Origin of the sequence: Colwellia sp. MB3u-41, assembly GCF_014076845.1 — a bacterium.
Classification (GTDB): domain Bacteria; phylum Pseudomonadota; class Gammaproteobacteria; order Enterobacterales; family Alteromonadaceae; genus Colwellia_A.
In genome coordinates this window covers 95,767-110,627 of record NZ_JACGUT010000058.1, presented here as the reverse complement: position 1 = coordinate 110,627, position 14,861 = coordinate 95,767, and the positions used below count along the sequence as shown (strand labels likewise).

At 35.6% G+C, this 14,861-nt stretch carries 12 protein-coding genes; 7 read left to right on the top strand and 5 right to left on the bottom strand.

Annotated elements, in window-relative coordinates; translation table 11 throughout:
• The first annotated feature begins 17 nt into the window (after positions 1–17).
• The 4 genes from H4J73_RS06075 to H4J73_RS06065 all read left to right on the top strand — a co-directional run bounded on the left by H4J73_RS06075 (position 18) and on the right by H4J73_RS06065 (position 2,501).
• Positions 18–761 carry a 4'-phosphopantetheinyl transferase superfamily protein gene (locus H4J73_RS06075; protein WP_182223780.1) on the top strand — a complete coding sequence of 248 codons (744 nt, stop codon included), beginning with the start codon at positions 18–20 and terminating at the stop codon, positions 759–761.
• A 1,012-nt stretch (positions 762–1,773) separates the two neighbouring features.
• Positions 1,774–2,049, top strand: coding sequence for an integrase arm-type DNA-binding domain-containing protein (locus H4J73_RS06070; RefSeq protein WP_182223779.1), 276 nt, complete (start codon positions 1,774–1,776; stop codon positions 2,047–2,049).
• The gene (locus tag H4J73_RS20925) at positions 2,046–2,189 is read left to right on the top strand and encodes a phage integrase central domain-containing protein (RefSeq protein ID WP_404851858.1); all 144 of its coding nucleotides are present in this window, start codon (positions 2,046–2,048) and stop codon (positions 2,187–2,189) included. The genes H4J73_RS06070 and H4J73_RS20925 overlap by 4 nt, the downstream gene beginning before the upstream one ends.
• 33 nt (positions 2,190–2,222) lie before the next feature.
• The gene (locus tag H4J73_RS06065; protein WP_310649692.1) at positions 2,223–2,501 is read left to right on the top strand and encodes a tyrosine-type recombinase/integrase; all 279 of its coding nucleotides are present in this window, start codon (positions 2,223–2,225) and stop codon (positions 2,499–2,501) included.
• A gap of 538 nt (positions 2,502–3,039) precedes the next feature.
• Here the strand turns inward: H4J73_RS06065 and H4J73_RS06060 are convergent.
• From H4J73_RS06060 to H4J73_RS06045, 4 genes are all read right to left on the bottom strand, one after another.
• Entirely contained in the window at positions 3,040–4,074 is a 1,035-nt protein-coding gene (locus H4J73_RS06060; protein ID WP_182223777.1) for an IS110 family transposase, read from the bottom strand.
• 492 nt (positions 4,075–4,566) lie between these two features.
• On the bottom strand, positions 4,567–6,009 hold the full coding sequence (locus tag H4J73_RS06055; RefSeq protein ID WP_182181324.1) for a sugar porter family MFS transporter: 1,443 nt from the start codon (positions 6,007–6,009) through the stop codon (positions 4,567–4,569).
• A gap of 170 nt (positions 6,010–6,179) precedes the next feature.
• A complete protein-coding gene (locus H4J73_RS06050; protein WP_182223776.1) occupies positions 6,180–7,265 on the bottom strand; it encodes a FecR family protein in 1,086 nt (361 codons plus the stop codon).
• Entirely contained in the window at positions 7,258–7,827 is a 570-nt protein-coding gene (locus tag H4J73_RS06045) for an RNA polymerase sigma factor (protein ID WP_182181322.1), read from the bottom strand. The genes H4J73_RS06050 and H4J73_RS06045 overlap by 8 nt, the downstream gene beginning before the upstream one ends.
• A gap of 465 nt (positions 7,828–8,292) precedes the next feature.
• Between H4J73_RS06045 and H4J73_RS06040 the strand changes: the two genes are divergently transcribed.
• The 3 genes from H4J73_RS06040 to H4J73_RS06030 all read left to right on the top strand — a co-directional run bounded on the left by H4J73_RS06040 (position 8,293) and on the right by H4J73_RS06030 (position 14,001).
• On the top strand, positions 8,293–11,574 hold the full coding sequence (locus H4J73_RS06040) for a TonB-dependent receptor (RefSeq protein WP_404851857.1): 3,282 nt from the start codon (positions 8,293–8,295) through the stop codon (positions 11,572–11,574).
• 129 nt (positions 11,575–11,703) lie between these two features.
• Positions 11,704–13,257 carry a tryptophan halogenase family protein gene (locus H4J73_RS06035; RefSeq protein WP_182223775.1) on the top strand — a complete coding sequence of 518 codons (1,554 nt, stop codon included), beginning with the start codon at positions 11,704–11,706 and terminating at the stop codon, positions 13,255–13,257.
• A 27-nt stretch (positions 13,258–13,284) separates the two neighbouring features.
• Entirely contained in the window at positions 13,285–14,001 is a 717-nt protein-coding gene (locus tag H4J73_RS06030) for a SapC family protein (protein WP_182181320.1), read from the top strand.
• Between the two features lie 214 nt (positions 14,002–14,215).
• On the opposite strand, the gene H4J73_RS06025 is transcribed toward H4J73_RS06030, so the two are convergent.
• Positions 14,216–14,758: a gluconokinase gene (locus H4J73_RS06025; RefSeq protein WP_259366730.1), complete on the bottom strand. Its 543-nt coding sequence runs from the start codon at positions 14,756–14,758 to the stop codon at positions 14,216–14,218.
• Between the last annotated feature and the right edge of the window lie 103 nt (positions 14,759–14,861).

Sequence of the window (14,861 nt, the reverse complement as noted above, 5' to 3'; positions counted from 1 at the left end):
TTAATTATAAAGCAGGAGTGCAAAAACTGAATATTGTAAATATCTATGTACCTGCGGTATATAACACTCAGTTTTTAAACGAGTTTAATTTATTTATACCGGGAGCTGAGCATTTAACATTAACCTCATATCACTACAATGTTGTAAATTACAACAGGAGTTTATTTGACCAGTTTAAGATTTATTTTCCGGAAGAAATTAAATCTTCGGTGATAAAACGTCAGGCGGAGTACCTTGCTGGGCGTTATGCTGCACGTTGTGCTTTACACGATTTAGGTTTTGAAGTAAAAAATATTACCACCGGAAAACATAGAAGCCCAGTTTGGCCTACAGGGATCTCAGCTTCAATCACACATACTGATAGTATAGCTATATGTGCTGCCAGCTATAAATATGATTGTGAATATTTAGGAATAGATCTTGAAAAACGACTCAATTTAAAATGTATTACTGATATTAAAAGCAGTATTATTAATTTACAGGAGGAAAATTTATTATTCCAAACTGAGTTAAGCTTTGAAGACGCGTTTACACTTACTTTTTCAGCTAAAGAAAGTTTATTTAAAGCGTTATATCCTCGTGTGGGTAGATATTTTGATTTTTCTGCAGCTCAAATTATTGATATTTGTTGCAGTACAAATAAATTCACCATGATTTTACTAGAAGATCTCACACAGGAAGTTATAGCAGGTAAAAAATTTACTGGTTATTTCAGTTTTGATGAAACTTATGTTTTTACTCTTATATCGCAGTCCTCCTAGCACCGTTACAACTATATCTGGTATTAAATCTTTTTTTCAATAAAATAGGCTGACTTTTTATTGTCAATTAACATATTGAAAACCTTATATAACTTAATTTGATTCGTTAGTATCATCTTTTTCAGCAAATTTTTCTAATCGTTATACTATTACACAGGTCATTTTTTAGTTTAATCTAAAATAAATTAAGCCCTAACTTCGAGTTTTATTCCGCTTTATTATGCAAAATGTCTGGATTATGTTGTCCTTACTGCATTGGCTAAGCAATCACTATGTATGTGACAGTTCATATAATCTTTGGTCAGATGCCCCCCTTTGGCTATGGATGTATTGTACATTTAATAGTGAACGTTCTTTTACTGAGATCAGACTTTTCTCCTCTTGTTATACCTGCCACACGTAGGCTAGATTACATCAACACTCAGCGATAAATATGAAGCTCCCTGAGCTGGAAAGCCATTGTATCAAGTTGAAAACGAGCTCAAAGCTTTCATCTGTTTTTGTAAAAAATACTACCAAGATACGATAAACCTTATCGAGGGTATTAAGTAATATAAACTAAAGCTATAAAATGAAAATAGTTTAATAATAAGAAAAACTTTTGAATATTTTGGTTGCTAATTCAGATGTAAGCTATTGATATCAAATGACTGGTACTGCTACTATTTTAAAGCTAATAGAACATGGTTTTGTTTGTAAGCTTTTGTATTTATGGTGAATGCATTGTTTTAGTGAGCATTCTTGAGGGGCTGGTGACTTAGGTCGTGGTGGTTCAAGTCCCCCCAACCGCACCACTAAAATTATACAAAGAAGTCCAGTAATGACCGGCTAGCCCTTTAATATCAAGGTCTTCCGGTTTTTTTATGTCCAGAGCTATCCAACTAAACCCGGTTAAATCCACGATTTTATGTAACACATGATGTAACACAAGTATCAACCTAGAGTAGACCGTGTTACATAAATACTATAACTTGATGATATTCAATGTGAATACTAAAAATACTGGTATTACATGGCTAAAATAACCAAACCTCATGGCTCCAAGTTTTGGCTCTTTACCTATTTAAGACCTATCTCCAAAAAACGAGCGAATCTCAGTTTAGGTAAATATCCTACGTTATCTTTAGCTGATGCTAGAAGGTTACGTGAAGAGGCTCGTTCATTATTAGCTAATGAGATAGATCCCAAAGAAGAAAAAGATAAGCAGCAAAGAGAAAAGCTATTAGCTATAAACTCAACGTTGAGAGTAGTTGTTGCACAATGGTTTGCTATTAAAAAACGAAGATAGGTGAAGTAACCGCTACTAGCATTATTCGTAATTTTGAAAACCATATATTTCCCAAGTTATCGAACAAGCCTATCGATCAAATTAATGCGCCTGAAACTATTGCAGTATTAAGGCCACTAGCCGCTAAAGGCAGTTTATAAACAACGAATAAGATAATAGGTCATTTGAATGAAGTGATAACTCATGCGGTTAATACTGGCACTATTCATTATAACCCTTTAACTAGTATTAAAGCGGCTTTTGAAACACCTAAGTCACAAGACATGCTTACCTTAAAACCAGAAGAGCTACCTGAGCTTATGAATGCTTTATTCTATGCAAGTATTAAAGTAACCACACGTTGTCTAATAAAATGGCAGCTATATACTATGGTGCGACTAAGTGAGGCCGCTTCCGCGAAGTGGGATGAAATAGACTTCGAAAATAAGATATGGGTAATTGATGGTCGATAAAACTTATATCTTTAATCTGATATGCCACTCAATTGTTCGACTTTCAAATACCCATTAAACCTCCAAATTAATACACTTAATCTGAATAATGCATTATGGTTCTAAATGTTTCGGGAAGTATCTAAAAATCGTTGTTTAGGGGGTCTGATGGAGAAGGACTTAGTTACCTGTTTATATTATTACGAATTCTAATTTGTACGTAAAGCGGAATAAGCTCCGTCAAAATATCAAATGTTAACTTTCTGACCATACAGCAGACATAAAATTTAATCATTCTATGGCAGAAAGAGGCACAAAGCGTATATGGACTCCACGTATTTTACAATTAACAATTTCACATTAAACAGATTAAGATGCGGTCGTATATACGGCTTTTGTTGAGAGAGCTACCCTCTAGCCTATGATGTTTGCGCACCTATTATCCTTTTCGCCATAACAGTCTTGATGACTTTCGCTAAGGTCAGGTTTTTAATAGGTTGGTCTTACCGTTTATGCTTTATCATTATTGTAAAAATTCTGCTTGTTATTACTCGTGTTTCTATATTGCTAATAATGGCCTTTGTTCATATTTATTTTCATGCCGTAACATTGCCCATGCGGTTCTAACCGTTTTATTGGCTAACGCAATACAGGATCGTTTAATACCCGCTCGCTGAACTAACTTTATCAGCCATGCTTGTTTTGCTGTTTTAGGCTCATCCGGTAAGTTGCAGATATAAGAAAGCGCACCTTGGTACAAGGCTGACCTCAGCTCTTTAATTCCACCAGCTCTATCAATGCCAGTCATGAACACTTTACCTCCTGAGCTATGTTGTTTAGGTGTTAGCCCAACAAATGCTGATGCCTCCCGGCCATTTTTGAATTGCTTTCCATCACCTATTGATGAATACAACAAGCCAGCACACACTTCTGCTACTCCTTCTAAATCCATTAGCTTTTTGCACGGTTGCAATTGACGAATAAGTGCGTTTTTTGTTTTTATTAGTTGAGCTAACTCTTTTCTTAAATGTAAATAGGTTAACCAGAGTTGATTAACAGTTGAGCGTAAACATTCTGGAATTGAATTCGCGTCATTGAGTGTATCCTGGATGACTGTCGTTAATGCTTTAACGCCTCTAGCACTCACAATGCCGTACTCGTAAAGCATGGCTCGTAGGTGGTTACTTAAAGAAGTAATACTACGAGATAAATGAAAGCGACTTGTTTCTAATGTTTGTATCGTTTGTTGTTGTTCAGTTTTGGGTTTACTAGATTTCAGCCCTATTTGTAACGACGCATTGGCAATGGCCAGCGCATCATTGGCATCTGTTTTATGTCCTTGGAGAAAGCCTTTTACTTTTTTAGGGCTAATGATCCGAACGTCATGATCAAAGCTCTGAGCATATCTGCCCCAATAATGACTGCTCCCACAACCTTCAATAGCCACAACAGCTGGTTTGGCTTTTGCCAATAGCTCTTTAAGTTTTTGGCGGGTAACGGCTTTGTTGCTAACTAACTCACCATGTTTGCTAATTTCACAAACCTGAATAATATTCTTAGCTAAATCAATTCCAAAGATAGTAGAGTTCAACATAATATGGTCTCCTTAATAGTTTCTGTAACTCTAGACTAGTTGCTAGGGTTGTGGAGTCCATACATCGTCATAGAGTATATAATAAATGGAAAAGCACCTAAGCTGTTAGCGGGATATGGGTTTGAAAAGATGACATTGTCAATGGATAGGCAGAGTTTAATTGTTGGCGCTTTCCAAATAGCCTATATATCGCTTTAAATGATTAATGTTGATAGTATGAGAGGAAAGTCACGTACCTTCTAACCTCTCTTTTACTTCTTTTGTTGAAAATTGATATTCAAACATAATGAATGTTTTTACAAGCTAATATGCAATGGCTATAAATATATTCCAGTTTTAATTAGACCTTTTTGTTTTCTATGGCGTACATGCGCCATAGCTTTATAAATCAGTCAATAAAAGGTAAAAACTTATTTAGCTGAATTTGTTAAGATTAATAGAGGTTGTAAAAATAAGGTTCATCAATATTAACTGTGATGAACCTTGCCAATATTACTCCATTTCTTCTAAACGCACTCCGCGAGTTTCTTTAATATATTTAATCACAAAGAAAATACTGATAAATGCAGATATTGTATACAAACCATAAGCACCAGCTAAACCAATTGAGCCTAATATAATAGGGAAGGTCATCGTAATAGCAAAGTTAGCTATCCATTGAGCGCTAGCCGCTATTGCTAAAGCAGCACCACGTATGCGGTTATTAAACATTTCACCTAATAATACCCAAACAACAGGTCCCCAACTCAAACCAAAAAATACAACAAATAAGTTAGCCATAATTAAAGCGAAAGTTCCCATCGTTTCAGATAACGCTATTTTTCCTACTTCATCAAAACCAGCGGTACCAAAAATAAAACTCAGTACGCCTAAGCTAATAAACATACCAACACTTCCAACTAACAATAGAGGTTTACGGCCCACTTTATCGATTAAGGCAATAGCAATAAATGTTGATACAATATTGGTTGTTCCGGTTAATACATTGATTAATAAAGATTGTGATTCGTCAAACCCTGCCGCTTGCCAAAGTTCTGCGCCATAATAAAAAACAACGTTAATACCAACAAATTGTTGAAATACAGATAGGGCAATACCTACCCAAATTATAGGGTGTATTTGCTTTTTCCCTTCAATGAATAAATCTAAAATATTAGATCTCTTATTACCATGTAATGATTTTTTTACTTCATCAATAAGTTCGTTTTCAATACCTACTGAAATCTTTTTAAATACCCCACGTGCTTTTTCTATATTGCCTTTTGCTACTAGAAAACGCGGCGATTCTGGAATAAATAACACTCCAATTAAAAATAATGTTGCAGGGATTAATTCAACCCAAAACATCCAGCGCCATGCTGACATGTCGAGTAAAAATGAATTTTCAGCGCTACCTGCTGATGAAGCGATGATATAATTGCTTAGAAATGCAGCAAATAAACCTAGCACTATCGCGAGTTGTTGCAGCGTCGCTAGTCGACCTCGTATTGCAGCGGGGGCAACTTCTGCGATATATGCAGGCGCTAGAACTGATGCAGCGCCAATCCCTAAACCACCAATTAACCGGTAAAAAATAAACTCGACAGAAGAGTCTGATATACCTGAGCCAAAAGCACTTATAGCAAATATGAGCGCTGTAATAATCATGATGGGTTTACGTCCAAAATGGTTAGAAATGGGGCCTGCCATCAAGGCGCCAACGGCACAACCTAATAAAACAGAGGCCACGTTAAATCCTGTGGCAACATCATTTGATTGAAAAGCATTACCTAATGCGGTGACTGTGCCATTAATGACCCCTGAATCGAAACCAAAAAGAAATCCTCCTAAAGCAGCGACAGAAGAAATAAATAATACATATAAAACAGAGGTATTGGCCTCTTCTATTTTTTCTGAGGGGATATTTAAATCAGCTAAATGCGTTTTTTCGGTCATACTGTTTCCTTTTTAGTTTTTGTTATTAGTTTTTGTTATTAGTTTTATTAAAGCGGCTAAAATAAAAAAACCATTACTTAATGTAATGGTAAATCGAAAGAACCGACTTAAGGGAAGAACTCCAAGGCTTAATATGAGTAATCAAGTCTCTAAAATTAGTGATGAAAATATTAGCCCGCATATTTTAAAATAATTTTATTAGGTGCAACTTTTTGATAGCTGATATTAAAGTTTCTACTGAGCACATCAAGTAGGCCTGTGACATCACCGGTTTTAAACAGTCCAGCTACTTGTATCTTTTGAAGACTTTCATCGTCGGCCAATTCAAACTTTATATCGGTATAACGACTGATCTCTGCCATTGCTTGGGCAAGAGACTCACCACGGAATATCAAGTTACCCTGACGCCAACTTAAGCTAGCAGCGATTTCAAGAGGACCTACTTTTGTTATTTTTTCTTGAATTTTTCCTGAAGTGTCTAAATCTACTTTTTCACCTTTAGAAATGGCCATAGAATTTTGTGGCAATCTTTTTGCCATTTGTTCTATTTCATCGCTAGCTTTGTTGTCTTTTTGAGCAACCAATACTTTACCATCGGTTACAATAAGTTCGACTAAATCACTTCGTACTTCAACATTAAAAGCAGTACCAACCGCTTGAATTATTTTACCACCTGCAATGACGCTTAATGGACGCGATGTATCATGTGCCACTTTAATGTGAATTTCTCCGCGTTGTAACTCTATTATTCGAGAGTTTTGAGTGTATTTAACTTGAACAAAGCTATTGGTGTTAAGGACTATTTTAGTGTTGTCAGGTAAGTTAATGGTATTGCTTTCACCCACATTAGTTTGATAGCTGGCTTGCATTGCTATTATAGAAGATGTGCTTTGCTCAAACGGAAGATAGTTGCTACCACTTTGATAGAGTATAAATGCGAGTGCAACGATAAATGAAGCAGCAAGAGAGGTAACGGTAAGCCTTGCTTTATGTTGCTTAACATCTGTTTGAGGAAAAAGTTCAGATAAACGACCTAAATCATCCATTTTGTCCCACATTTGAGCCACTTCAAATAAAACTTCAACATTTAAAGTATCAATAGATAACCATGTCGAAAGTTGCTTTTTCTCTACATCTGTTAAGTTGCGGTCTAACTTCGCGATCCAATCACTTGCTTCATTTAAACGAAGTTCTTCTGTTAGCTCTGCTGATTTTTGTTCTGTCGATTTTTGATTGATTTGATGAATATTACTCATGAGTGCCTCCTGCAATATTAGGAGACAGGCTAGAAGAGGGAGAATTTACTTGTTTATTAATATTGCGCATAAAAAGCGTACTACGCTTCATGCCTGTTGATATATGTTTTTCCACGGTACTTTCACTAAGGTTTAATTGAGCAGCGATCTCGCGCTGCGAATATCCATAAACTTTCTTTAACACAAAAACTTTGCGGCATTGTGTCGGTAATTGTCTTACGGCTTCACAAAAATGCGAAAATTCATTGCTCGTTAATGTATTTTCATACATTTCATCAGAATCACTTGATAATAAATACTCCAAAGTCTGAATATCATCAACACGGTCAACAAGTTTAACATTGGCTTGTTTTAGATAATCTAGTGCTAAGTTTCGTGCTGTTCTATACATAAAAGACTTAGGTGAAGTAATATGTTCTTTATTTTCAATTTGGCAGATACGGACATAAGTTTCTTGAACAATATCTTCAATTTCATCAGGGGGAACAATTCGAGATACCACACGAGAAATACTTTTTCTCGAGGCTAAATATATTTTATAAAATAAAGTATCGTTCGACATTGGGTTCACTTTTACTTATTGTTTTAATTTTTTTATCATCTTGTTATCTAAAAGCTCGATATATAGCGATTAAATTACCCGCGTTACAGTTAAGACGATTAACTTAAATAAATCCGCCATATAATTATTAATAATAATTATGGATAAATATCTTACGCTTAAATGACCTCTCAACAAAGTCATTATGGTAGATAATGTAGGACACAAGTATAATTAATTTTTTATGCATTATGCTTCATAATCTTTTATTGAATCTGCTTCATAGGTTGTAATTCATCGTAGAGTTGAATATGGTCGATCTGGCGGAAAAATAAAATATAAATAATAACTCAAAAGCTATCTGATGATTCCTTGTTGTATTCACTTTAATTTCATAAAGTTAACTTGAATTTATTTAGATTTATCCTTCGTTTTTTGCCAATAAAATTAACAATAAAAATTATAACAAGGCTTAATTTAAAAGTAATGATGAGTTTTTTTTTAAAAAAAATATTAAATCGTATTTATAAATTTTTATGGAAGAAAAAAAGTGATTTGTCATCTTTTTTTTATGTATGGCGAAAAGTTGTGCATCTCGAATCTAGAAATATTCAAATACACTTCTTCTGTATTATTATGCTTTTTAGTTTACCTAGCTGGGTTTATGCAAAAGATGAATTAGAAAAAATCGCTTTCAATATTCCTCGACAAAGAGCCGATTTATCGCTAATAAATTTTGCAGAACAGGCAGATATAACGTTACTTTTTCCATTAAATAAAATTGAAAATAAACAAACAAACCGAGTATCAGGTAATTACTCTGTGATGGATGCACTCAATAAATTACTCAAAGATACCGGTCTTACAACAGATATTAGCGAGAGTGGCCAGTTATCTATATTAATTGATCCTAGCTTTGAGAGAAAAACTTACCTATCACAAAATAACGAAAATAAAGTTACTAACAAGACATTAACTGCTTTAAGTCCTATTTCAACGACGCCCTTAATGGTCGAGATAGAAATAATAGAGGTGAGTGGTCTCCGGGATGCGTTAGGTCGTGCTATGGATGAAAAACATGAAGCATTAGGAGTGGTTGACTCCATTTCTGCCCAAAATATTGGTAAATTCCCTGATACCAATTTAGCTGAATCACTACAGCGTATTACAGGGGTATCAATTGACCGTTCAAGTGGTGAAGGGCAGTTAATTACGGTACGTGGTTTCGGTCCGCAATTTAATACTGTTTTGGTTAATGGTCGTCAAATGGCGTCAGAAACCCAAAGCCGTGCCTTTAGTTTTGATACGATAGCCTCTGATTTAGTCAAAAGTTTAGATGTATATAAAACCTCTACCGCTATTATGCAATCAGGTGGTATTGGCGCAACCGTTAATGTTAGCACTGCACGTCCATTTGCTATTAATGGCTTTAAAATGTCAGGAAGTGTTAAAGGTATTTACGACGAAAATAGTGAAAAAACCACACCAGAAATTTCAGGCTTGATCAGTAATACGTTTGATGATGATACTTATGGTGTTTTATTCGCTATATCATATCAAGAGCGTGAAACACGTTTAAACCAAGCTCAAATGGATGGTTGGCTCGAAAATGTGGGAGTGCCTAATCCACAAACTGAAAGTGGCACTGCGTATAGTGGTAATATTTTCTCTCCGCGTAACTATGATCATAAAGTTACCAGAGAAGAACGTACACGTACCAATGCTAATTTAGTCTTACAATATGCGCCTAAGGACAACTTAATTATTACGGCTGATGTATTGTATTCTGACTTTGATGTTAAAACGGATACTACCTCATATGGTCATTGGTTTACCTCACCAAATATTGAAGGTTTTGGCAGCGATACCACTGCAACAGTTGATGCTAATGGTACCGTAATCGATTTATACCAAGAAGTTGGTTTAGCTACCGATATGCACGCTAAGAAATTTGACCGTTTAACTGAGTCGAGCTCTTTGGGATTAAACTTTGATTGGGATGTTAGAGAAAATCTTAATATGAAATTTGACCTTAGTAATTCTCGTGCAGAACGCGACGCAAACAAGGGCCGTGGTAATCAATTATCACTTATTGGTTATGCCAACCGCGTACGCTTTCAAATTGATGACAATATTCTGCCATATGCTAGTGATTTTTCAAGTGCAAACGAAAATATTTATAGCGGTCAACAAGAGTTAGACGGTAAGGCCTATGATCCAAGCGTTACACCTGCGGGAGTATCTGACTACCTAGACTCTGCGAATAGCCGAGCTCATGTCATGTTACGTCGAGGTTGGGCGGTTGAAGACCGTATTGACCAAATTAGATGGAACAGTACATGGATTGATGATAGTGATACAGGCCTATCGGCGATTAAATTTGGTGCTATGTATTCATCTGAAACCAAGAGTCTTGACCGTTGGGATAATGAAGGTGCAGGTATTCACTGTGTTTTTTGTGGTTACTCCGACGCACCTGATATCGACGTATTTTCTCAATATGTATTTAATGCAGGCAGTGACTTTTTAAGTGATGTTAGCGGAAGTGGTCGTATGCCTACTTCATGGTTAGCACATGATGGCGAAGCTAATTTTTCTTACCTAGAGCAATATTCAGCGGTTAATGGAAACCAAATTAGTTTTGATGCCGAAAAACGAAATAAATCATTTGAAATTACGGAACAAACCCTTTCACTTTATGTTGAACTTGACTTTGAAGGAGAACTCGCCGAAATGCCTTTATCAGTTACCGCAGGCTTTAGGTATGAATCAACTAACGTTGATGTTGATGGTACTGATGAATCGGTTACTGAACTAGTTATACTTGATAAAACTGAAATGTTAGCGACATACGGTACTGCAGAATCAATTACAAAAAGCTCAGATTACGATGTCATATTACCAAACTTGAGCGTTAAGTTAGAAATTAACGATGATTTAGTCGCTCGTTTTGCCTCGTCTCAAACAATCACTCGTCCAACGTTAGAAAGTATGTCTCCTGTTACCGTTATTGGCACTACTCGCCAAGGGGGTAACTTAACATCGAGTTCAGGTAATCCAGAATTAGAGCCATTTACTTCTGATAATATCGACTTTTCTTTAGAATGGTATTACGCCGATACGAGTTATATATCAGCGGGTTATTTCAGAAAATATGTTACAAACTTTATTATTAACTCAACAGAAGACATCATATTTTCAACTGAAAATGGTAGCTTATTAACGGATCCTTCAACAGGTAGTAATGTTGATTATCCTGACACTGAAGATGAAACGGCAGTTTTCACAAATACGTTACTTAATAACAGTGAGTCAGCGACTGTTGATGGCTGGGAAGTTGCCCTACAACATACATTTGGTGATACGGGTTTTGGTTTTATAGCTAATACAACATTAGTTAATAGTGATGCTGAACTTCATCCTGCTGATATTACTGAAGTATTTGCATTAACAGGCTTAAGTGACTCATATAACCTTGTTGCATTTTACGAAAATAACCGTTTTCAGGCGCGTATTGCCTATAACTGGCGCGACACTTTTGTTCAATCATTAACTCAGTCAAATGGTGATGGGGTCACAATTGTTGAAGACTATGCGCAAGTTGACGCGAGTGGGAGTTATGATATTTCTGAAAACATTACCGTTTTCTTTGAAGGGATTAACTTAACTGAAGAATACGTTCATAAACGTGGTCGTTTCGCTAATCAATTATTATTGATTGAAGATAGTGGACGTCGATTTGCCTTTGGTGTACGTGGTAATTATTAACCCTGAATAGTGTAAAGTACAAAAGTATGCATATTTTTTCTCGAGGTAAAGCCGCTTATAACTTGTTTTTTATGAAAGTATATTATTTCACATCATCGATTCTAATTTCTTATTGTAGGCAAATTTAATATGAGTAACCCAATAAAAACCGTCGTTATTGTCGGTGGTGGTATTGCCGGGTGGTTAACTGCAGGTAGATTAGCAGCAAAGCATAAAGGACAATCTGTAAATGGTTTAAATGTGGTTTTGGTTGAATCTCCTCATATTCCTATAGTGGGTGTGGGTGAAGGTACTTGGCCGACGATGAGAAGTACGTTATTAGCATTGGGTATTAGTGAAACTGATTTTATTCGTGAATGTGATGCAAGTTTCAAACAAGGCGCTAAATTTGCCAAGTGGGTTGATGGCAAAGACGATGACTTTTATTATCATCCACTTGTGATACCCCAAGGCTTTGGTAAAGGTGATATAGCCGGACATTGGTTAGCTAAACAACACAATGCTGACACATCGTCTTTTTCCAATGATGTCTGTTATCAAGAAGCATTGTGCGAACAAGGCTTGGCCCCTAAAACCATTAGAACACCTGAATATGCTGATGTTGCCAATTATGCTTACCATTTAGACTCTGGAAAATTTGCGCTGTTTTTACAGAAACATTGCACCAACACTTTAGGGGTAAAGCATGTTTTAGATGATGTAACTTCTATTAATACACTGGAAAACGGTGATATAGCATCCGTTTTAACGTCAGAGCATGGTGAAGTAGCAGGTGATTTGTTTGTTGATTGTACTGGTTTTTCATCATTGTTATTAGGTAAGCATTACCAAGTTCCCTTTAAAAGTTGTAGTGACGTTTTGTTTATTGATACTGCACTAGCAGTTCATGTGCCTTATGAAAATGAGAATGATGAGATCGCTTCACATACCTTATCAACTGGGCAAGAAGCAGGGTGGATATGGGATATAGGACTGCAACATCGCCGAGGTGTTGGTTATGTTTATTCAAGTAAGCATTCTAGCGAAGAACAAGCGAAAGCAGTACTTGCTCGTTATGTAGGTGATACGTTTGATTCATTAACTGTGCGTAAAATTCCTATTGTTAGTGGTTATCGAGAAAAATTTTGGCAAAATAATTGTGTTGCTGTTGGTCTGTCAGCTGGATTTTTGGAGCCTTTAGAGGCGTCAGCTTTGGTCTTGGTCGAATTGTCAGCACAAATGATCAGTGAACAATTACCACAATCACGTGACATTATGGATATTGTCGCTAAACGTTTTAATGAAACGTTTCTTTATCGATGGGAAAAAATAATCGACTTTCTTAAGTTACATTACATTTTAAGTAAAAGAACGGACAATACTTTCTGGACGGATAATCGTGATCCTAAATCTATTCCTGAAAGTTTAAAAGAAGCGATGGCCCTTTGGCAATATAGAGCACCCGCTGATCACGACTTTACCAGCCGGAATGAAGTTTTTCCTGCGGCAAGTTATCAGTATATTTTATATGGCATGGGTTTTAAAAGCGACTATAGCCAACATGTTTATGCCCTCGATGATATTAGCTTTGCTCAGTACCATTTTGCGCAAAATAAAAAACTTATTGATAAAGCTGTTTCCTTATTACCGAAAAACCGTGAATTGATTAATAAAGTTATTGAATTTGGTTTTAACCGAATTTAATAAAATGAGTATAAAGAGAAATAATAAATGGCTAATTTAGTCGCAGTAGATAATAAAAATCATATAAACACTAAAGTTAATCTCAAAAAAGTTGAACAATACGGTGCTAATTTGCATCTTATTCCCGTTGTTTTATCAGAATTTATACATTTAGCAGTGCAATACCCCATTGTCATAACCAAAAATGGTAATACAGGGCAGTTTGTTTTTTCTACGATGTTAGGGTTTGAAAAAAATGAAAACTTGTTTTGGAAAAATGAACAGTGGCAAGGCCTATATGTTCCGCTACAAATAAGGAGACAACCTTTTTTTGTTGAAGCGAAGGGTGGGAATAAAAATAACGAACTCGCTGTTTGTTTGAATACGAATAGTCCTGCACTATTAGATAATATAGGGGAAGGGTTGTTTGATGAGAAAGGTAATGAATCGAAATACTTTCAAGAAGTAAAAGCAAGCCTAGCGCAATTACTGATGGGTGAAAAAGAAAATAAGATATTATTGGATCAGCTGACGTCAATGGCATTAATTCAGTCAATGTCATTAGAAATAAGCTTTGTTAATAAAGGTACTCTTCAATTAACGGGTTTATATACCATTGACCAAGAGAAATTAGCTTCACTGAATAATGAACAGGTATGCTCTCTACATAAGACTGGCTTATTGCCAGCGATATATACAATGATCACATCATTAGGGCAAATTCAGGCGCTAATTAATTTAAAAAACAAGCGTCTAACTAAATAACTACGGGAATATGAAATATCAATAATAACAAAATCAGAAAGCAATAATAAATAAGCCGATGGCAATGGTTAAAATACCTAGGGTATTTAACAAGCTAAGGACTTTGAAAGAAAATCTGTTACAGGCTCATCATGAATCATATTTATACTCTATTGAATGTCACAATAGTGTCTTACCATCCACTCATTTTAGCCTAAAATCAAGAATAGCAGTATCACAGAATAAAACGAATAGACTTTAATAGTAAGCTCTTAACTGGTTTTTCTGCATTTAATATCAGCACTGGCAAGTTTTCTTCAGTTTCAGCATTGATAGGCTCCATCGACGTGATTTGGCTACTTAGCAATTGTGACGACATAAAATGCTCTTTCCTACTCTCTAACCGTTGCTCAATTAAAGATTGATCTGCATTAAGTAAAATTGCTACACCATGAAGGTATGAGTCAAATATTGATTTTCTGTGCTGTTTTTTTAATCCTGAATAGGCCAACACACAACTTTTATTTTGAGATTCAAAAAGGTTTAGCTGTTTACCAATACGTTTTATCCAAGGCTCTCTTTGCTTATCAGTTAAGGGGATACCTTGCGACATTTGTTTAATGGCGTCTTCATTATGAAAAGAGTCAGCATCTAAGAAGGTAATATCAAAATGACTAGCTATTTCCTGGGCTAGGGTTGTTTTTCCGCATCCAGACACGCCCATAACGACTACCAAGATAGGTGTTTTTTTATTTTTTATCTCATTACTTGTTAACAATATTAGTCTCTTTATTTATCTAATTACAGCGCAACCATGCGTAATTTACTATTGAATAGTGAAAATCTCTAGGTTTAATCGTGTTGTTGATGGAAGTGGTAGT